General features: G+C 73.3%; 14 protein-coding genes and 1 pseudogene. 9 read left to right on the plus strand and 6 right to left on the minus strand.

The genetic code is table 11. The features are described from left to right. Positions 1 to 161: 161 nt before the first annotated feature. A complete protein-coding gene (locus tag ACH499_RS03690; RefSeq protein ID WP_356196694.1) occupies positions 162 to 1,544 on the plus strand; it encodes an amino acid permease in 1,383 nt (460 codons plus the stop codon). Positions 1,545 to 1,689: 145 nt separating this feature from the next. Then, positions 1,690 to 2,066 (plus strand): annotated as a pseudogene (locus ACH499_RS03695) (superoxide dismutase). 125 nt (positions 2,067 to 2,191) lie between these two features. On the opposite strand, the gene ACH499_RS03700 reads toward ACH499_RS03695, so the two are convergent. Continuing rightward, positions 2,192 to 2,977 (minus strand): SAM-dependent methyltransferase, encoded by a 786-nt coding sequence (locus tag ACH499_RS03700; protein WP_356196690.1) that lies wholly within the window; start codon positions 2,975 to 2,977, stop codon positions 2,192 to 2,194. Positions 2,978 to 3,099: 122 nt separating this feature from the next. On the opposite strand from ACH499_RS03700, the gene ACH499_RS03705 reads away from it, so the two are divergent. After that, positions 3,100 to 3,327 carry a hypothetical protein gene (locus tag ACH499_RS03705; RefSeq protein ID WP_399013595.1) on the plus strand — a complete coding sequence of 76 codons (228 nt, stop codon included), beginning with the start codon at positions 3,100 to 3,102 and terminating at the stop codon, positions 3,325 to 3,327. Here the strand turns inward: ACH499_RS03705 and ACH499_RS03710 are convergent. Then, complete coding sequence (locus ACH499_RS03710; RefSeq protein ID WP_356196684.1) at positions 3,314 to 3,952, minus strand: DsbA family protein; 639 nt, start codon at positions 3,950 to 3,952, stop codon at positions 3,314 to 3,316. The two genes, ACH499_RS03705 and ACH499_RS03710, sit on opposite strands and share 14 nt — an antisense overlap. Positions 3,953 to 4,100: 148 nt before the next feature. Here ACH499_RS03710 and pepN point away from each other — a divergent pair, with 148 nt between their 5' ends. From pepN to ACH499_RS03725, 3 genes are all read left to right on the plus strand, one after another. Further along, positions 4,101 to 6,683 carry an aminopeptidase N gene (gene pepN / locus ACH499_RS03715; protein ID WP_356196681.1) on the plus strand — a complete coding sequence of 861 codons (2,583 nt, stop codon included), beginning with the start codon at positions 4,101 to 4,103 and terminating at the stop codon, positions 6,681 to 6,683. A gap of 253 nt (positions 6,684 to 6,936) precedes the next feature. Further along, positions 6,937 to 7,983: a hypothetical protein gene (locus ACH499_RS03720; protein ID WP_399013597.1), complete on the plus strand. Its 1,047-nt coding sequence runs from the start codon at positions 6,937 to 6,939 to the stop codon at positions 7,981 to 7,983. A gap of 314 nt (positions 7,984 to 8,297) precedes the next feature. Further along, complete coding sequence (locus tag ACH499_RS03725; RefSeq protein ID WP_399013599.1) at positions 8,298 to 11,597, plus strand: S8 family serine peptidase; 3,300 nt, start codon at positions 8,298 to 8,300, stop codon at positions 11,595 to 11,597. 68 nt (positions 11,598 to 11,665) lie between these two features. Here the strand turns inward: ACH499_RS03725 and ACH499_RS03730 are convergent, their stop codons facing one another. Next, complete coding sequence (locus ACH499_RS03730) at positions 11,666 to 12,394, minus strand: hypothetical protein (RefSeq protein WP_356196674.1); 729 nt, start codon at positions 12,392 to 12,394, stop codon at positions 11,666 to 11,668. A gap of 1 nt (position 12,395) precedes the next feature. Then, positions 12,396 to 12,926: an RNA polymerase sigma factor gene (locus ACH499_RS03735; RefSeq protein WP_399013601.1), complete on the minus strand. Its 531-nt coding sequence runs from the start codon at positions 12,924 to 12,926 to the stop codon at positions 12,396 to 12,398. A gap of 112 nt (positions 12,927 to 13,038) precedes the next feature. On the opposite strand from ACH499_RS03735, the gene ACH499_RS03740 reads away from it, so the two are divergent. Next, complete coding sequence (locus ACH499_RS03740; protein ID WP_399013602.1) at positions 13,039 to 15,384, plus strand: TerD family protein; 2,346 nt, start codon at positions 13,039 to 13,041, stop codon at positions 15,382 to 15,384. A gap of 118 nt (positions 15,385 to 15,502) precedes the next feature. Continuing rightward, positions 15,503 to 16,522, plus strand: coding sequence for an aspartate-semialdehyde dehydrogenase (locus ACH499_RS03745; RefSeq protein ID WP_356196668.1), 1,020 nt, complete (start codon positions 15,503 to 15,505; stop codon positions 16,520 to 16,522). Positions 16,523 to 16,561: 39 nt separating this feature from the next. Here ACH499_RS03745 and ACH499_RS03750 read toward each other — a convergent pair whose 3' ends face one another. After that, positions 16,562 to 17,776 (minus strand): MFS transporter, encoded by a 1,215-nt coding sequence (locus ACH499_RS03750; RefSeq protein ID WP_399013603.1) that lies wholly within the window; start codon positions 17,774 to 17,776, stop codon positions 16,562 to 16,564. 98 nt (positions 17,777 to 17,874) lie between these two features. Between ACH499_RS03750 and ACH499_RS03755 the strand changes: the two genes are divergently transcribed. Further along, complete coding sequence (locus ACH499_RS03755) at positions 17,875 to 18,744, plus strand: LysR family transcriptional regulator (protein WP_399013604.1); 870 nt, start codon at positions 17,875 to 17,877, stop codon at positions 18,742 to 18,744. A 21-nt stretch (positions 18,745 to 18,765) separates the two neighbouring features. Here ACH499_RS03755 and ACH499_RS03760 read toward each other — a convergent pair whose 3' ends face one another. Further along, positions 18,766 to 19,245, minus strand: a complete 480-nt coding sequence (locus ACH499_RS03760) for a DUF1203 domain-containing protein (RefSeq protein WP_356196660.1) — start codon at positions 19,243 to 19,245, stop codon at positions 18,766 to 18,768. Positions 19,246 to 19,288 lie beyond the last annotated feature (43 nt).

The following is a 19,288-nucleotide window of genomic DNA, read 5'->3' on the forward strand; positions in this document are numbered from 1 at the left end:
AGCCACCCACCCGGAGACGGAGGTTCCGGTGAGTTACCTCTTGATCACCGTCCGCGGCGGTGGCGTCCGCATCGTGGGCAACCGCTGTCGCGGGCCGAGGGCAGCGCGGAGACTGTGGGCGTTTTTACCCCCGTCCCCCCACGCATCGGACGAGCCGCCCCATGTCCCAGAGCACCAGCACCGAGGCACCGCCGCAGTCGGACGGCGTCTCCCTCTCGCACGGCCTCAAGCAGCGCCATCTGTCGATGATCGCCCTCGGTGGCGTGATCGGCGCCGGGCTGTTCGTCGGCTCCGGCGCGGGCATCGCCGCCGCCGGTCCGTCCATCGTCGTCGCCTACACCCTCTCCGGCCTCCTCGTGATGCTGGTGATGCGGATGCTGGGCGAGATGTCGGCCGCCCATCCGTCGTCCGGCTCCTTCTCCGCGCACGCCGAGCGGGCCATCGGCCCCTGGGCGGGCTTCACCGCGGGCTGGTCGTTCTGGGTGCTGCTGTGCACGGCCGTCGGCCTGGAGGGCATCGGCGCGGCGCAGATCGTGCACGGCTGGCTGCCGGGCACGCCCGAGTGGGCGTGGGTGGCGCTGTTCATGGTGGTGTTCTGCGGGACGAACCTGGCCGCCGTGAGGAACTTCGGCGAGTTCGAGTTCTGGTTCGCCGCCCTCAAGGTCGGTGCGATCTCGCTGTTCCTGGTGCTGGGCGTGCTGGCCATCGCCGGTGTCCTGCCGGGCACCGACTCGCCGGGCGCCTCGAACCTGTCCGACTTCCTGCCGAACGGCGGCAACGGCCTGATCATCGGCCTGCTCGCCTCGGTGTTCGCCTACGGCGGCCTGGAGACGGTCACCATCGCGGCGGCCGAGTCGGAGAACCCGGTCAGGGGCGTGGCGAGCGCCGTGCGCACGGCGATGTGGCGGATCGCGCTGTTCTACATCGGCTCGATGGCGGTCATCGTCACGCTGGTGCCCTGGGACTCCGCGGAGGTCGTGGAGAAGGGCCCGTACGTCGCCGCCCTCGACGAGCTGGGCATCCCGGGCGCCGGGCAGCTCATGAACGTGGTCGTGCTGGTCGCGCTGCTGAGCGCGATGAACGCCAACATCTACGGCGCCTCGCGCATCGGCTACTCGCTGGTCGAGCGCGGCCAGGGACCGAAGGCGCTGGGCCGGGTGTCGGGCGGGGTGCCGCGGATCGCGGTGCTCGTCTCCTCCCTCTTCGGCTTCGGCTGCGTGCTGCTCAGCTACTGGCGGCCGGACGACGTCTTCTCCTGGCTGCTGAACATGATCGGCGCGGTGATCCTCGTCGTCTGGATCTTCATCGCGGTCTCCCAGCTCATGCTGCGCCGCCGTCTGGAGCGGGAGGCGCCCCAGAAGCTGGTGGTGCGCATGTGGCTGTTCCCGTGGCTGACGTGGGTGGCGCTGGCGGGCATGGCCGCGGTGTTCGTGCTGATGGCCCGCGAGCCGGACACCCGGGTGCAGCTCTACTCGACGGGCGGCATGACCCTCGTGCTGGCGGCCGTCGGCTACGCCTGGCAACGGCGGCGGGCGCGCGTCTAGTACCCCCGAAAAGCCCCGAAGGGCCCTCGTGCGGAAGCGGATCCGCGCGGGGGCCCTTTCGCGTGCGCGGCCCACCCGGAGCTCTTTCTGCTGCTAGCGTGCAGTTGCAATCCCTTTGCAATAATAGGTTCGGAGGGGATCCGCCATGTCCGTCTACACGCTTCCTGAACCGCCGTACGACTACGCCGCGCCGGCCCCCGTGATCAGCCCCGAGATCATCGAGCTGCACCACGACAAGCACCACGCGGCGTACGTGGTCGCCGAGGCGCGGGACACGGGCGTGCTGGCGTACGAGCCGGGCGGCTGATCGTCGAGCAGGTCTACGACCACCAGGGCAACGTCGGCCAGGGCGCCACCCCGGTCCTCGTCTTCGACGCCTGGGAGCACGCCTTCTACCTGCAGTACAGGAACCAGAAGGCCGACTTCGTCGAGGCGATGTGGCAGGTCGTGAACTGGCAGGACGTGGCGCGGCGCTACGAGGCCGCCAGGTCCCGCACCGACGCGCTGCTGCTCGCGCCGTGAGGACCTGACTCCCCCGGTCGTCCCGCCTCGTGATCGTCTTCTCACCCTTCACGGCGGCGGGCGGAAATGAGGGAGGCCCCCGTGAGGACGTGACTCACGGGGGCTTTCCGCGTCGGGGTCCGGGGTCAGGGCTTGCGGGCGAGACCGCCGTGCTGGCCGATGGGGCGCGGCGGCGTGCCGTCCGGGGACGGGTCCGGGCGCCACAGCGGCACCGACACCACGCCGGGGTCGACCAGGTCGAGCCCCTCGAAGTAGGCCTCGATCTGCTCGACGGGCCGCAGGAAGTAGGGCACGGCGCCCGTCTCGTTGTAGCCGTCCTGGGCCGCCTCGTAGTCCGGGTCGGTGCCCCGGGAGCCGTCGTTGACGCACAGGTGGCTGCCGGAGGGCAGGCCCGCCATCAGGCGGCGGACCAGGTCGCGGGCCACCTCGTGGTCGCCGACGTGCCCCAGGATGCCGCTGAGGATCAGCGCGGTGGGGCGGGACAGGTCGAGGGTGCGGCCGGCCGCCTCCAGGATCCGCTCCGGCTCGTACAGGCTCATGTCCTCGTACGCCGTCACTCCCTCGGGCGTGGAGGTGAGCAGGGCGCGGGCGTGGGCGAGGACCAGCGGGTCGTTGTCGACGTAGACGATCCGCGCCTCGGGGGCGTACCGCTGGGCGACCTCGTGGGTGTTGTCGACGGTCGGCAGCCCGGTGCCGACGTCCAGGAACTGGCGTACGCCCGCCTCCCGCACCATGTACCGGATGGAGCGGCCGAGGAAGGCCCGGCTGCTGCGGGCGATGGTGACGATGCCGGGGAAGACGGCGGTGTAGGCGTCGCCGGCCGCCTCGTCCACCGGGTAGTTGTCCTTGCCGCCCAGCCAGTAGTTCCAGATCCGGGCCGAGTGCGGCACCGAGGTGTCGATCTCCGTCATGGGATGGGGCTCGCCTCCAGTAGATGGGGGCCTCCATGTTCCTACGGAAGACGCGCCGGCGGAACGGATGACCGAGTTCGCGCCTGCTTCCGGCGGAGGGCGCCGCGGGCCACAGTGGCCGCATGGGTCTTCCGAACAGGCGGTGCCCCGATTGCGGGGACACGCACCAGGACTTCCGGCCGCTCGACGCCGCCGAGAAGGCGTACGCGCTCGCGGCGGCGCTGGTGCCCAGGGCCGACCTGGGCACCTACCGCCGCTGCGCCCGGGAGGGGTGCGTGCGCGTGCAGTCGTACTTCGACTGGAGGTCCGGATTCGACCTGCCGGAGTCGTTCCGGTCTACAGATTGCTGAAGTCCGGGCCCTTGGTGCGGGTGCGCTTGATCTCGTAGAAGCCGGGGACCGAGGCGACCGCGAGCGTGCCGTCCCAGAGCTTGACGGCGTCCTCGCCCCTGGGCGCCGGGGTGACGACGGGGCCGAAGAAGGCGAGCTGCCCGCCGTCGGCGCCGGGGACGGCGATGACGGGCGTGCCGACCTCCTGGCCGACCTTGTCGATGCCCTCCTTGTGGGAGGCGCGGAGCTGGGCCTCGTAGGGGGTGGAGTCCCAGTGGTCCATGAGCGACTCGGGCAGACCGGCGTCCCGGAGGGCGGCGGCGACCGTCTCCCGGCCCGGGCCCTCGCCCTGGTTGTGGATGCGGGTGCCGAGGGCCGTGTAGAGATCGCCGAGCACCTCGGCGCCGTGCTCCTCCTGGGCGGCGATGACGACCCGGACCGGCCCCCACGCCTTGGTCTCCAGCATCTCCCGGTACTCGTCGGGCAGCTCGTCGAGCTTGTCCTCGTTCAGGACGGCGAGGCTCATCACGTGCCAGCGGACCTCGATGTCGCGGAGCCTCTCCACCTCCAGGACCCAGCGGGACGTCATCCAGGCCCAGGGGCACAGCGGGTCGAACCAGAAGTCGACGGGAGTCTTGTCCGACATGTCTCTCCTCATGAGGCACACACAACCGAGCTGTTTCCCGTGGCAACGTCTCCGCTCGCCCCGGCCATTCCCCGCTGACGCCCGTCAGGACCGCATGGCAGGATCAGTGCTGTCCGCATACTGAACACCACCCTAGGGAGTGCCGCCCGTGCCCGGTGAGAATCTGTCCCGCGACGAGGCCCGGGAGCGGGCCGCCCTGCTGTCCGTCGACGGGTACGAGGTGTCCCTCGACGTGCGCTCGGCCATCGGTGACCAGGAGGGCGAGGGGCCGCGCACCTTCCGCTCCGTCACCACGATCCGCTTCCGCTGCAACGAGCCCGGCGCGAGCAGCTTCGCCGACCTGATCGCGCCCGGCGTGACCGCCGTGTCCCTCAACGGCCGCGACCTCGACCCGAGCGAGGTCTTCGACGGCTCCCGGATCGTCCTCGAGGACCTGGCCGCCGACAACGAACTGATCGTCGACGCCCAGTGCGCCTACTCCCGCACCGGTGAGGGCCTGCACCGCTTCGTCGACCCCGAGGACGGCGAGGTCTACCTCTACACCCAGTACGAGCCGGCCGACTCGCGCCGGGTCTTCGCCACCTTCGAGCAGCCCGACCTCAAGGCCCCGTTCCGCTTCGAGGTGCGGGCGCCCGAGGAGTGGACGGTGTGGAGCAACGGCGCCGGGGAGCGCGTGGACGGGGTGTGGCGCTTCGCGGAGACCAAGCCGATCTCCACGTACATCACGTGCGTGGTCGCGGGGCCGTACCACTACGTCACCGACTCCTACGAGCGCGTGTTCGAGGACGGGACGCGGCTGGAGATCCCGCTCGGCGCGATGTGCCGCAAGGGTCTCGCGCCGCACTTCGACGCCGACGACGTCTTCCTGGTCACCAAGCAGGGCCTGGACTTCTTCCACGACCACTTCGACTACCCGTACCCCTTCGGGAAGTACGACCAGGCGTTCGTGCCCGAGTACAACCTCGGCGCGATGGAGAACCCGGGGATGGTGACCTTCCGGGAGGAGTACATCTTCCGCGGCAAGGTCACGCAGGCGTCCTACGAGGCGCGCGCCAACGTGATCCTGCACGAGATGGCCCACATGTGGTTCGGCGACCTGGTCACCATGGAGTGGTGGGACGACCTGTGGCTCAAGGAGTCCTTCGCCGACTTCATGGGCGCGTTCTCGCTGGTCGGCGCGACCCGCTTCACCGACGGCTGGATCACCTTCGCCAACCGCCGCAAGGCCTGGGCCTACCGCGCGGACCAGCTTCCGTCCACGCACCCCGTCACCGCCGACATCCGCGACCTCCAGGACGCCAAGCTCAACTTCGACGGCATCACGTACGCCAAGGGCGCGTCGGTGCTCAAGCAGCTCGTGGCGTACGTCGGCCAGGACGCCTTCCTCGAGGGGGCCCGGCGCTACTTCAAGCGGCACGCCTACGGCAACACCCGCCTCGGCGACCTGCTGTCGGTACTGGAGGAGACCAGCGGGCGGGACATGGCCGCCTGGGCGCGGTCCTGGCTCCAGACGGCCGGCGTCAACTCGCTGACCCCGCAGGTGCTGCTCGACGCCGCGGGCCGCGTCGACGAACTGGCCGTCGTGCAGGAGGCCGCCGAGTCGCATCCCGAACTGCGCCCGCACCGGGTGGCGGTGGGCCTGTACCGGCGTACGGACGGCGGGGCGCTGGAGCGGTACGCGCGTGCCGAGGTGGACGTCGAGGGGCCGCGCACGGTCGTGACGGAGCTGGCCGGTGCCGACGCGCCCGAGCTGGTCCTCGTCAACGACGACGACCTGACGTACTGCAAGACCCGCTTCGACGAGACCTCGCTGGCCACGCTGCGCGAGCACCTGGGCGCCCTGACCGACCCGCTGGCCCGTGCCCTGTGCTGGTCGGCGCTGTGGAACATGACGCGGGACGCGCTGCTGCCCGCGCGGGACTTCACCGGCCTGGTGCTCCGGTTCGCGGGCCGCGAGTCCGACATCGGCGTCCTGCAGATGCTGCACGCCTGGGCGGACTCGGCGCTGGTGCACTACGTGGCCCCCGAGCACCGCGAGGCCTGCGGCCGGCAGCTCGGCGAGGGCGCGCTGCGGGAGCTGCGGGAGGCGGCGCCGGGCAGCGAGCAGCAGCTCGCGTGGGCGCGGTTCTTCGCGTCGGTGGCGTCCGACGACGCGGAACTGGGCCTGCTGCGGGGGCTGCTGGACGGCACGGAGAAGATCGACGGGCTGGACGTGGACCAGGAGCTGCGCTGGGCGTTCCTGGAGCCGCTCGCCGCGCACGGAGCGGCCGACGAGCAGGTGCTGGCTGCCGAACTGGCCCGCGACGACACGGCCTCCGGCAAGCGCCACCAGGTCCGCTGCCTGGCCGCGCGGCCCTCGGCGGCGGTGAAGGCGCAGGCCTGGGCGCAGGTCGTCGAGTCCGACCTGCTGTCCAACGCCCTGGTCGAGGCGACCATCGCGGGCTTCGTCCAGCCCTCGCAGCGGGAGCTGCTCGCGCCCTACGCCGAGAAGTACTTCGCGGCGATCGAGCGGGTGTGGAGCGAGCGGTCCATCCAGATCGGGATGGACGTGGTGCGGGGCCTGTTCCCGTCGCTGCGGGACTCCCGGGAGACGCTGGACGCGACGGACGCGTGGCTGGCGGCACACGAGGACGCCGCGCCCGCGCTGCGGCGGCTGGTGCTGGAGGCCCGGGACGACCTGGCCCGGGCGCTGCGCGGGCAGGCCTGTGACGGGGGCTCCGCCGGGGCGTGAGGCGGGGTGACCGGGACGCCGCCGCCGACCGGTCGCCCTCAGCCCCCTTGACCCTTGACCCTTGGCCAAAGATTGGGCTGTCCGTCATCGTTACGGAATTCGGTCAATCGCAGCCGTAACCCCTGGTCCGCACCAAGCCGGACCAGGGGTTTTCGGCATCCGAACAACCGTCCTTCAGGGGGAGTTGTCCCGGTTCGGCGATGGACTCGTAACAACGGTTAAGGAGCGGATCGGGCGCGGGAGATTGCCGGTCATGACGCACAACACCCCGCTCTCCCGCCGCCCCCTCCCCCACCTGGCCGACGCCCGGCGCCCGCTGATGACGCTCGCTCAGCTCCGGGCGCAGGGGGTCTCGGCCGCCCAGACCGACCGGCAGTGCCGGCCCGGGGGTCCCTGGCAGCGGCTCCTGCCGAACGTCGTACTGCTCCACCCGGGGCCGCCGACCAGCGAGGAGCGCCTGCACGCGGTCCTGCTGTACGCGACGCGGGAGCGGCCCGCCGGTCCCGCCGGGGTGCCGGCCCAGCCCGGCGCCGAGGACGCGCCCGAACCCGGCTACGCGGAGGCGATGATCACGGGCCTGGCCGCGCTGACCCTCCACGGCTTCCGCAGCGCTCCCCCGCTGCCGTCCCTGGAGGCCATCGACGTCCTGGTGCCGCGGATGCGCCGGCTGCGCTCGACGGGCTGTGCGCGGATCGTGCGCGCGGCGGCGCTGCCGTGTCCCGAGCAGGTGACCGGGGTGCCGGTGGCGCCGGTGGCGCGGGCGCTGGCCGACGCGGTGGCGGAGTCGGCGGACGCGGGCGCCGTGCGACGGCTGCTCACGGAGGCGGTGCGCGGGGGTCACTGCGAACCGGCCGCGGTGGTGCGGGAGCTGAACCGGGCACGGCTGCTGGTCCGGCCGCACGTGCGGGACGCCGTGGACTCGCTGGTGGCCGAGGGGCGCTCGCTCGCCGAGCAGCGGCTGTACCGGATGGTGCGCGAGCACGGACTGCCGGACCCGGTCTGGAACGTCGACCTGCGGCTGCCCGGCGGTCCCCACCTCGGCTCCCTGGACGCCTACTGGCCCGAGCAGGCGGTCGCCCTGGAACTGGACACCCGTGCCCACCGCCGGGAGGACGACGCGGTGTGGGCGGAATACGCGCGCAGACGCGAGCACTTGGAACGACTGGGCATCACGGTCGTGCACATCACGCCGCGGGGGCTGCGGGAGTCGGCGGAGCAGCAGGCCGCCGTCGTCCGTACGGCGTTGACCACGGCGGCGGACAGGGAACCCGCCGCGTACGTCGTGGTGCTGCCCCGGTAGGAACCGGGGCCGTACCAGGAGGGGAGAGGAGGGACCGGCGGGGCGCGCCCCGCCGGTCCCTCCTCATGTGCGCACGCCGTCCGTGTGCCTCATGTGTGCGCTCCCCCACAGGATTGTCACAGGCCGCCCCTTAAGTCCCCGGTGGCGTATGGCGGAAGTACGCCATGGCAAGGACCGTCACAGACAACTCTCCCCAAACATCGATCTCTTGCGTAAGGCTGAGCGGTCATCCGGAATCGCATTCCGGACTGCCGCGGCCGAGATCGATCGGCCTCGGTCGTTCACGCTCGTTCCTTCACTGACAAGGGATGCCGATGACCCACACCCCCCAGCGCGAACCCATACCGGGCGCGAGACGCGCGGCCCGCATCGCCGTGGCCGCGGGCCTCGTCGCCGCGCTCTCGGCGGCCGGGCCGGTACCGCTGGCCTTCGCCGCCGACGGTCCCGGCACCGGAGCCGTGCCGCCGGCCGACGCCGCCGTCAAGCCGGGGCACGACAAGCTCGGTTCGGACGACGCGGACCGGCTCGCCGAGGCGAAGGCCGACGGCGCGAAGAACGTCACGATGATGGTCGCCACCGCGCCGGGCCAGACCGAGCAGGTCGCCCGGGAACTGGACGCCGTCGGCGGCGGCTCCGTGGGCCGCACCTACGACCGGCTCGGCTACGTCCGCGCCACCGTCCCCACCGGCAAGGCGGACGCGGCCATCGCCGCCGCGGCGAAGCTCTCCTCCGTGCAGGGCATCGACCTGCGCGAGGAGATCCCGCTGGACGACCCGACGCCGAGCGCGGACACGGCTCCCGGCACCGCGAAGAAGGGCGGCTCCTACCCGGCACCGGACCGCCGGACCCCCGCCGAGAACCCGTACAACCCGTCCTTCGAGACGGGCGCCGTCGACTTCGTGGAGGAGAACCCGAAGGCAGACGGCCGCGGCGTCACCATCGGTGTCCTCGACTCGGGCGTCGACCTCGCCCACCCGGCGCTGCAGAAGACCACCACCGGCGAGCGCAAGATCGTCGACTGGGTCACAGCGACCGACCCGGTCGTCGACGGCGACGCCACCTGGCGCCGCATGGACACCGGGGTCTCCGGCCCCTCCTTCACCTACGGCGGCGAGAGCTGGACCGCGCCCGCCGGGGACTACCGGATCAACGTCTTCCGCGAGGCGGTCACCGCCGGCGGTGACGCCAAGGGCGACGCCAACCGGGACGGCGACACCACCGACTCCTGGGGCGTCCTGTACGACGCGAAGGCCGGCACGGTCCGGGTCGACCTGAACGACAACCACGACTTCGGCGACGACACCCCGATGAAGCCGTACAAGGACGGCTTCCAGATCGGGTACTTCGGCACCGACGACCCGAGGACGGACGTCGCCGAGCGCCAGCCGTTCGTGGTCGAGATCCGCAAGGACGTCGTTTACAACGCCTCCGGTGCCAAGGCCGACTTCGTCAACATCGGCGTCATCGAGTCCGAGCACGGTACCCACGTCGCCGGTCTCACCGCGGCCAACGGCCTGTTCGGCGGCCGCATGAACGGCGCGGCGCCGGGCGCGAAGATCGTCTCCTCGCGCGCCTGCACCTGGTCCGGCGGCTGCACCAACGTCGCGCTCACCGAGGGCATGATCGACCTCGTCGTCAACCGCGGTGTCGACATCGTCAACATGTCCATCGGCGGCCTGCCGGCGCTGAACGACGGCAACAACGCGCGGGCCCTGCTCTACACGCGGCTCATCGACACCTACGGCGTCCAGCTCGTGATCTCCGCGGGCAACTCCGGCCCCGGCGCCAACACCATCGGCGACCCGGGCCTCGCCGACAAGGTCATCTCGGTCGGCGCGTCCATCTCCAAGGAGACCTGGGCCGCCAACTACGGCTCCCTGGTGGAGAAGAAGTACGCCATGATGCCGTTCTCCTCGCGCGGTCCGCGTGAGGACGGCGGCTTCACGCCGACCCTGACCGCGCCCGGCGCGGCGGTCAACGCCATCCAGACCTGGCTGCCCGGCGCCCCGGTCGCCGAGGCCGGCTACGACCTGCCCGCCGGCTACGGCATGCTCCAGGGCACCTCGATGGCCTCCCCGCAGGCCGCCGGCGCCTCCGCGCTGCTGCTGTCCGCCGCCGAGCGCGAGGGCATCGACCTCACCCCGGCGAAGCTGCGCACCGCGCTGACCTCCACCGCCGACCACATCCCGGGCGTGCAGGCGTACGAGGAGGGCGCGGGCCTGATCGACGTGCCCGACGCCTGGCGCGCGATCAAGCGCGGCGCCGCCGCGCACGAGTACACGGTCAAGGCGCCGGTCGACACCGCGATCGACCAGTTCCTGAAGACCCCCGGCTTCGGCACCGGCCTCTACGACCGCGAGGGCGGCCTGAAGGCGGGCGAGAAGAAGACGTACGAGATCACGCTCACGCGTACCTCCGGCGCCGACAAGGCGATCCGGCACGAGCTGCACTTCGAGAACAACGCCGGACGGACCTTCCGGATCGTCGGCTCGGACGAGGTGAAGCTGCCGCTGAACCGGCCGGTGACCGTCAAGGTCGAGGCGCGGCCGGGCTCGGCGGGTCTCAAGAGCGCGATCCTGGAGGTCGACGACCCGCGCACCGAGGGCATCGACAAGCAGGTCATGACCACGGTCGTGGTCTCCGCCCCGCTGAAGTACACCTTCTCCGCGCAGGACTCGGTGCAGCGCAACAGCACCCGGTCGTACTTCGTGACCGTCCCCGAGGGCGCGAAGACGCTCGAGGTGGCGATGAGCGGGCTGAAGGACCGGAGCCAGACCCGGTTCATCTCCATCCACCCGTACGGTGTCGCGGTCGACCCCACCTCCACGCCGTACTGCTACCACAACTACCTCGACGGCAACGGCTGCCGGCCCGACGTGCGCGCGTACGCCGACCCGCAGCCGGGCGTCTGGGAGATCGAGGTCGAGTCGCGGCGCACCTCGCCGCTGCTCGACAACCCGTACCGGCTGGACGTCGCGGTCCTCGGTGCCGTCTTCGACCCCGAGGTCGTGACGGTGCCCGAGGCCGAGGCGGGCACCCCGGCGGGCGTGTCCTGGACGGTGACGAACCGGTACGGCGCCCTGGAGGGCAAGCTGGTCGGCGGCCCGCTCGGCTCGGCCGAGACGTCCCGCCCGACGATCCGGCAGGGCGAGACGAAGGTGTCCACGGTCGAGGTGCCCGCGGGTGCCACGTCGCTCGACGTCTCCATCGGGGGCGTCTCCGACGCGGCCTCCGACCTGGACCTGACGGTCTACGACAAGAACGGCGCGCTCGTCGGCCAGTCCGCCGACGGCGACTCGGAGGAGTCGGTGTCGATCCCGTCCCCGGCCGCCGGTACGTACACCGTGAAGGTCGCGGGCTACTCGGTGCCGTCGGGCACCACCGAGTACGACTACCGGGACGTGTACTTCGCCGCTTCCCTCGGCTCGGTCTCCGTGGACGGCTCGGCTCCGGTGAAGCTCGGCACGGGCGACTCGGCGACGGTCACGGCGAACGCCACCGCGCTGGCCGCCGCCCCGGAGGGCCGTGAGTTCTTCGGCCGGGTCCAGCTCGTGAACGGTCACGGTACGGTCGCGGGCCTCGGCAGCGTCCGGATCGGCAAGGTCGTGCCGTAGTCCGGTACGGCACCACAGGGGGCGGGCGCTCCGCGGGGCGCCCGCCCCTTCGCCGTGTTACGGCGGCTTCAGTCGCAGGTGAGCGTGCGGGCCTCGGGCAGGGACGCGGTGACGGCGGCTCGGGCGCCGGCGATGTCCCGCGCCCCGGTGATCACGGTGTCCGGCGCGGCCCCGCCCCGGGGAACGCCGACCAGCACCTGGTCGCCGGGGTTCAGCCGGGCGACGGTGTCGTCCAGCAGGAAGGTCCTCCGCCCGGTGTCCCCGTCCGGTGTGTACGCGTGGGTCACCCGGAGCGTGATCCGGTGCCACCCGGCCCCCGGCACGGGTTCGGCGCCGGTCACCGTGCCCTCCGCGACCAGACGGGCGCAGGCCAGGTAGCGGGGGGTGCCGAAGGCGGATCCGTCCTTCTGCCCGGCCGCCACGTCCCGTCGGTCGGCGCCCGAGGCGGCGCTGTCGGCCGTCGTGCCCCCGGCGCCGCCCGCGCCCCCCACCACCAGCCAGCCGAGACCGGCGACCACCGCGCCGGCGCAGGCCGCGGCGAGCGTGCCCAGGGCGAGGCGGAGCGGACGGCGCCGGGGGCGGGCCGCGGGCGCGGGCCGGGCGGCGGTCTCCGGTGCGCGGGGCGGCTCGCCGAGGGCGTGTCCGAGGATGCCCAACTGCTCGCGCAGCAGCGCGACGTCGGCCCTCGCCGACCGGTACGCGTCGCGGGCGTCCGGGTCCGCCCCGGGCGGCAGGGGCTCGTCCGTGATCGCCGCCATCAGCGGGTCGGGCCCGCCGGGGTGCCGTTCGGCGGCCATCTCACACCACCTCGTCCTCGTGCAGGCGGGCCCGCAGCGCCCGTACCGCCGTGTGCAGCCGGCTCTTGACCGTGCCCTCCGGGAGGCCGAGTTCCTCGGCGATGGCGCGCACCGGCAGGTCGGCGTAGAAGCGCAGGACCACGACCTGCCGCTGGGTGTCGGGGAGGCCGTCCAGGCCCTGGGCCACGGCGAGGGAGAGGACGCTGGTGTCCTCCCCGGAGGGCTGGTCGGACTGGCGCAGCGCCGCCAGGCGCTCGCCGAGGCGGTCCTGCCGGTGCCGGGCGCGGTGCCAGTCCATGGCCAGGTTGGAGGCGACGACCGCCGCCCACGCGGACACGTCCCGCGGCGCCTCGTGCCCCCGCGCGGCCCGCTCCAGCAGCCGCAGGCGGACCTGCTGCACCCCGTCCGGCAGGTCCGCCTGCGGCACGCCGCCGAGCGCGAGCACCGCCCGCACCCGGCGTTCCTGGGCCGCGTCCAGGGGATCGTCGCGTACGGCTTCCCCCTGGCCGCGGCGGCCCTTTCCGCGCAGCACGGCCACCCCTCCCCTCGCCGCGTTTCCCCTATGACGCCGGTCCGCGGCGGAACGTTCGGCTCCGCACTGGAGATCTTTTCTTCACACTGTCTTCACTGTCACGATGTGCCCCATGACGCACATCACCAAGGGTGCCAACGCCCCTGTACCGACCGCACCGTTGCGGGTCGCCGTGGGCCGCAACCGGGTGCCGGGGACGCCCGCCGTGGAGGCCGCCGCCCTGCTGCTCGACGCGACCGGCTCGGTGCGCGGCGACGCCGACATCGTCTTCCACGGGCAGGTCGCCCATCCGTCCGGCGCCGTGCGGCACGTGGGCACCGGGGAGGGCGGCGGGCAGCTCGCCGAGTGGCTGGAGCTGGATCTGCCGCGGATCGAGCCGGCCGTCCAGCGGGTGCTGATCGCCGGGTCCTGCGACGACGGGGTGTTCGGGCAGGTTCCCGGCCTGTACGCGCAGGTGGTGGCACCCGGCGGCGCGGTGGTGGCGCACTACGACGTGACGGACGCGTCCAGCGAGACGGCCTTCGTGCTCGGGGAGTTCTACCGGCGCGACGGGGCGTGGAGGTTCCGCGCGGTGGGCCAGGGCTACGACTCGGGGCTGGCGGGGCTGGCGACGGACTTCGGGGTGGTGGTCGCGGAGCCCGCGGCTGCCGCGCCGGGGGCTCCGGCGGTGGCGCCGGGTGCGGGGCCGATGGTGTCGGGGGCTGCCGCGCCGGTGTCCGGGCCCGTGCCGCTGACGGGCGTGGGCAAGACGGGGGCGGTGCCCGCGGGGGGCGCCGCGTCCGCGCCGTCCGCGCCCGCCGTTGCGGAACCCGCCCTGCCGGGGACCGCCGTCCCGGCGTTCGCGCCGCCCGCCTCCACCCCGGCGCCCGTACCCGCGGCCTCGGCACCCGGGCCCGCCGGCACCGTACCCACCGTGCCCGCCCCGTCGCCCACCGCCGCCGTACCGGCACCCACCGCCGCCGGGGCCGTACCCCCGGTCACCGTCCCGTCGCCCGCCGCCGCGCCCGACGTCACCGTCCTGGCCGACGCGGACGCTCCCTCCTGGGGCGGCGAGCCCTTCGAGTTCGAGCCGCTCACCTTCACCGGCGAGAACGGGAAGACGATCATCGTCGACCTGCCGTTCCCGCCGGACTCGGGACCGGTGATCCTGGAGGCGAAGGTCCAGGAGTTCCACTTCCTCCACGTCCAGATCCCCGGCCGCGAGGACGACGTCTTCTGCACCGACCTGCCCGACTACTACGGCCGCGCCCTGCTCGTGCCGCCGCGCAAGGGCGGCCCGGTGAAGCTGAAGGTGCGCCACTCCGGGAAGTGGGAGCTGACCGTCCTGCCCCTGTCGGCGGCCCGCCGGCTCGGCGCGGGGACCATCGAGGGCAGCGGCCGCGACGTGTTCCTCCACACGGGCCCCGCGTCCGAGCTGAAGGTGCGGGCCACCGACCGCCACAACGGCTGGTTCCAGCTCAACTACCACGCGGGCGACACCCTGGACGAGCTCAGGCGCCCCGCCGAGGAGCTGGTCCACGCCTGGAACGGCCGCCGGGTCAAGGAGACCGTCCGCATCCCCGAGGGCCCCCTCCTGCTCGTGATCGACAAGAGCCGCCACCAGTGGGAGCTGACGGTCGAGCCGGAGAAGACCCGCTCCGCGTCGAAGCGGCGGGCGACCGGCGTGTACGAGGGCAAGGGCGACACGAAGATCACCCTGGTCAGCCCCCGCCCCGGCCGGCCGTCGCTGGTGCGGTACGAGTTCCAGGACGCCGGGCACAGCTACGGCGTCGAGGCCCGCGCGGTCGACGAGTTCGGCGACGAGACCGACTGGCTGAACACCTACGCCCACGGCGTCCGCGGCACCGGGCTGACCTTCGGCTCGGGCGCGGCCGCCAGAGACGTGCGGATCAAGCACTCCGGGCAGTGGAGCCTCCGGCTCCTGCCCGAGGAGCAGGCGCCGCTGATCACCGGCCCGGTCGAGGGCAAGGGCACCACCGTGCTGCGCTACCAGGGCCCGCCGACGCTGATGACCGTGCGGCGGACCTCCCGGAAGAAGGAGGGGAGGCTGACGGTGCACGCCTGGAACCACCCGTACGGGAAGTCGGCGATCATCGCCGACGTCAGTGACCGGCACCGTCCCGCCCTCGGGCCCGTCTGGGTCGATCCGGGCGGCACCTGCTTCGTCCTCGTCGGCTGCCCGGAGTCCACGAAGTGGCGGCTGGAGCCCACCGCCTTCACCGAGGCGCCCCTGCTGGGCGCGCGGACCCAGGGCACCGCGTATGGAGTCGTACGTCACACCGGGCCCGGCACCGAGGTGTCGTTCGTCTCCACGGGCGGTATCCAGCACCTCTACCAGCTCGACGAAAATCTGTTCCCGCGGCGGAAAGTCACCGCAACTTCCGGCCCCCTGCACATCTCGGAGGGAATTCTCCACGTACGGGCGATCGGCGACTGGGTGATCGAGAAGCGAACCTGACAGGGTTGCCCGTCCGTCCCTCGGGCAAACGATTGGACACACCGGCCGGGACTCCCCGCATGATGGAAGGGCCCCGCCCGCCCGGCCGGGTGCACGCACGCCACGAGAAGGAGTCACCGTGAGGGTCGGAATCGTCGGAGCCACCGGTCAGGTCGGCACGGTCATGCGAAGGATCCTCACGGAGCGGAACTTCCCCGTCACGGAGCTGCGCCTGTTCGCCTCGGCCCGCTCGGCCGGCAAGGAGCTGGACGGGGTGACCGTGGAGGACGCGGCCACCGCCGACTACTCCGGGCTGGACATCGTGCTGTTCTCCGCGGGCGGCGCCACCTCCAGGGCGCTGGCCGAGAAGGTCGCCGCCCAGGGCCCGGTCGTGATCGACAACTCCTCCGCCTGGCGCCGCGACCCCGAGGTCCCCCTCGTGGTCTCCGAGGTGAACCCGCACGCGATCGCCGACCGCCCCAAGGGCATCATCGCCAACCCGAACTGCACCACGATGGCCGCGATGCCCGTGCTGCGCCCGCTGCACGCGGAGGCGGGCCTCCAGGCCCTCGTCGTCGCCACCTACCAGGCGGTCTCCGGCTCCGGGCTGGCCGGTGTGGACGAGCTGTTCGAGCAGGTCCAGAAGGTCGGCGCGGACGCCCCCAAGCTCACCCACGACGGCTCGGCGGTGGAGTTCCCGAAGCCGGACAAGTACGTGGCGCCGATCGCGTACAACGTGCTGCCGCTGGCCGGCTCCATCGTCGACGACGGCCTGCACGAGACGGACGAGGAGCAGAAGCTCCGCAACGAGTCCCGCAAGATCCTGGAGATCCCGGAGCTGAAGGTCTCCGGCACCTGCGTGCGGGTGCCCGTCTTCAGCGGCCACTCCCTCCAGATCAACGCCCGTTTCGCCCGCCCGATCAGCGTGGAGCGCGCCAAGGAGCTGCTGGCCGGCGCCCCCGGCGTGGCGCTCACCGAGGTGCCGACCCCGCTGGAGGCGGCCGGCCAGGACCCGTCGTACGTGGGCCGGATCCGCCGGGACGAGACCGTGGACAACGGCCTCGCCCTGTTCGTCTCCAACGACAACCTGCGCAAGGGCGCGGCCCTGAACGCGGTGCAGATCGCGGAGCTGGTGGCCGCCGAGCTGTCCGGCAAGTAGGACTGTCCGGCAAGTAGGACACCCGTCCCGAGGGGGCGGTCACCGGATGCCGGTGACCGCCCCCTCGGCGTGCCCGGCGCGGGCGACGGCCGCCAGGGCGAGCAGCGCCAGCCCGGCGCCCAGGCCGAGGACCGGCCCGAGGCCCGGCCCGTCCGCGATCCGGCCGCCGGTGAACGCGCCGAGCGCGATGGCGGCGTTGAACACCCCGGCGAACAGCCCCGACGCCGCTTCCCGCGCCCCGGGGGCGGCGGCCGCCAGCCAGTTCTGGGCGGACACCGAGACACCCCCGTACAGCAGCCCCCAGGCGACGAGCAGCGCGGTGGACGCGGCGAGCGAGCCGCCGGCGGGCACCAGCAGGGCCACGGCGGCGGCGATGCCGGCCGAGACCGTGAGCAGCGCCCGGCGCGGGTCGCGGGCGGCGAGCGTGCCCAGGGCGAAGGTGCCGGCGACGCCGGCCAGGCCGTAGACGAGGAGCAGGGGGCTGATCAGACCGGCTCCGACGCCGGGGACCCGTTCGAGGACGGGGCGGACGTAGGTGTACGCGGCGAAGTGGCCGGTCACCAGCAGCGCGACCGCCAGCAGCCCGCGGGCGAAGCGCGGGGAGCGCAGCAGCCGCCCGAACGCGCCGGGACGCACCGGCTCCTCGGCGGCCAGCGGCGGCAGCACGAGCGCCAGGAGCCCGGCGACGACGACGGCGAGCAGGGTGAGCGCGGCGAACGCCCACCGCCAGCCCGCCAGTTCCCCCAGGAAGGTGCCCGCGGGCACGCCGAGCACCGAGGCCACCGCGATGCCGCTGAAGACGATCGCGGTGGCCCGGCCGACCGAGGCCGCCGGCACCAGCCGTACGGCGAGCCCCGCCGCCACCGACCACACCCCGCCGATGCACGCGCCGACCAGGGCGCGGGCGGCGAGCAGGACGGCGAAGTCGGTGACGAGCGCGCAGAGCAGGTCGGCGGCGGCGAGCAGGAGCATCAGCACCCACAGCACCCGGCGCCGGTCGGCCCGGCGGGCGGCGACGGGCAGCAGCAGGGCGGCGGCCGCGGCGACCAGTCCGGGCAGGGTGACGGCCAGACCGGCCGTGCCGGGCGAGACACCGAGGCCGGCGGAGACGGACGTGAGCAGGCCGACGGGGAGCATCTCGGTGGTGACGACGGTGAAGGTCGCGGCGGCGACGGTGAGCACGGCGGCCCACGGGCGGCGGGGTGCGGCGGACGGGACGCCGGGCGGAGGGGAGTTCGTGGTGGTGGAGGACATGCCCTCCACCCTTCGGCGGGCGGGCGGCGGGAACAACGGCGGACTGCTCACCCTTCCATGAGCGTGACTCATCGATCGAGAAGGGGAGGCCGGCCGTCGTGGCGGGACTGGAGACGCGGGAACTGGAGTGCTTCCTGATCCTCGCCGAGGAGCGGCACTTCGGCCGGACGGGCGAGCGGATGTACGTCTCGCAGAGCCGGGTGAGCCAGCTCCTGCGGTCGCTGGAACGGCGGATCGGGGCGACCCTGGTGCACCGCACCAGCCGCCGGGTGGCGCTGACGCCGCTCGGGGAGCGGTTCCTGGCCGATCTGCGTCCCGCGTACGAGGCGCTGCGGGCGGCGGTGCAGGACGCGCGGTCGGCGGCGCGGGACGTCGGGGGCACGCTGCGGCTCGGCTTCCAGGGGACGGCGGACGCCCGGTTGGTGCGGGCGGTCACGGCGTTCCAGGCCGCGCACCCGGGCTGTGAGACGGAGCTGGTGGAGATCCCGCTCGCGGACCCGTTCGGCGCGGTGCGCGACGGGGTGGTGGACGCCTCCGTGGTGCTGCTCCCGGTCGAGGAGCGGGACCTGGTGCTGGGCCCGGTCTTCTCCCTGCGCCAGCAGACGGTGGCCGTCCGCGCGGGTCATCCGTTCGCGGGCCGCGCCTTCGTCACCGTCGCCGAGCTGGCGTCCGTGCCGCTGGTGCGCCCCGCTGCCCCGGCGCCCGCGTACTGGCGGGCCGTGCAGGCCCCCGGCGCCCTGTCCGGGCCCGAGGTGACGACCCTCCAGGAGGGGCTGAGCCTGGTCGCGGCGGGGCGCGGCGGGCTGCTGCTGTGCCGTCCCACGGCCGCGCACCACCGCCGGGAGGACGTCGCCTTCGTCCCCGTCGAGGGGCTTCCGGACTCGGCGCTCGGCCTGGTGTGGCACCGGGACCGGGAGACGGAGACGGTACGGGCCTTCGCCCGGGCGGTGGCGGCGCAGCCGGACTGATCCCGGCGCGGGAGGGCCGGGCTAGGGCCGGCGGACCTCGTAGAGGAAGCAGCCGTACTCGACGGCCCGGACGTGGACGAGGGCCACCGCCGGGTCGGCGAAGGCCTGTCCGAGGGCCGCGCCGAAGTCCCCGCCCGCCTCGACGAGGTGCCCGCCGAGGATGCGTCCGTCGGCGGAGTAGCGGCGCAGGGTGCGGTGGCTGTCGGTGAACGGCAGCCCGTCCCCGCCCTCCGGCCCGGCGCACCGCCCGGCGTGGACGAAGACGGGGCCCTGCTCGTCGTAGGGGCCCGGGTCGGCACCGGTCGAGGCGGCCCAGCGGCGCAGCGGGGCGTAGGAGACCAGGGCGATCTCCTCGCCCGGGCGGCTGCGGCGCAGGCAGCAGCGCAGGGGGGCGCCGCCCTCGTCGTCGGTGGCGGGGACGGGGACGCGGCCCGCGTCGTCGGCGGCGCGCAGCTCGGTGAGGACGGCCGGGGGGATGGGGCGTGCGGTGGGACTGCTCATGGAACCAGGTTCGCGTGCGCCCGTTGCGCGCACCGGCGGGAAA

Source organism: Streptomyces sp. NPDC018947 (assembly GCF_044390505.1).
Lineage (GTDB): Bacteria > Actinomycetota > Actinomycetes > Streptomycetales > Streptomycetaceae > Streptomyces.

Bases quoted from the DNA above. Each gene is read 5' to 3' on its own strand.
- ACH499_RS03690 (WP_356196694.1), top strand. From the start codon at position 162: ATGTCCCAGAGCACCAGCACCGAGGCACCGCCGCAGTCGGACGGCGTC.
- ACH499_RS03700 (WP_356196690.1), bottom strand. From the start codon at position 2,977: ATGACGGAGATCGACACCTCGGTGCCGCACTCGGCCCGGATCTGGAAC.
- ACH499_RS03705 (WP_399013595.1), top strand. From the start codon at position 3,100: ATGGGTCTTCCGAACAGGCGGTGCCCCGATTGCGGGGACACGCACCAG.
- ACH499_RS03710 (WP_356196684.1), bottom strand. From the start codon at position 3,952: ATGTCGGACAAGACTCCCGTCGACTTCTGGTTCGACCCGCTGTGCCCC.
- ACH499_RS03720 (WP_399013597.1), top strand. From the start codon at position 6,937: ATGACGCACAACACCCCGCTCTCCCGCCGCCCCCTCCCCCACCTGGCC.
- ACH499_RS03725 (WP_399013599.1), top strand. From the start codon at position 8,298: ATGACCCACACCCCCCAGCGCGAACCCATACCGGGCGCGAGACGCGCG.
- ACH499_RS03730 (WP_356196674.1), bottom strand. From the start codon at position 12,394: ATGGCCGCCGAACGGCACCCCGGCGGGCCCGACCCGCTGATGGCGGCG.
- ACH499_RS03740 (WP_399013602.1), top strand. From the start codon at position 13,039: ATGACGCACATCACCAAGGGTGCCAACGCCCCTGTACCGACCGCACCG.
- ACH499_RS03750 (WP_399013603.1), bottom strand. From the start codon at position 17,776: ATGTCCTCCACCACCACGAACTCCCCTCCGCCCGGCGTCCCGTCCGCC.
- ACH499_RS03760 (WP_356196660.1), bottom strand. From the start codon at position 19,245: ATGAGCAGTCCCACCGCACGCCCCATCCCCCCGGCCGTCCTCACCGAG.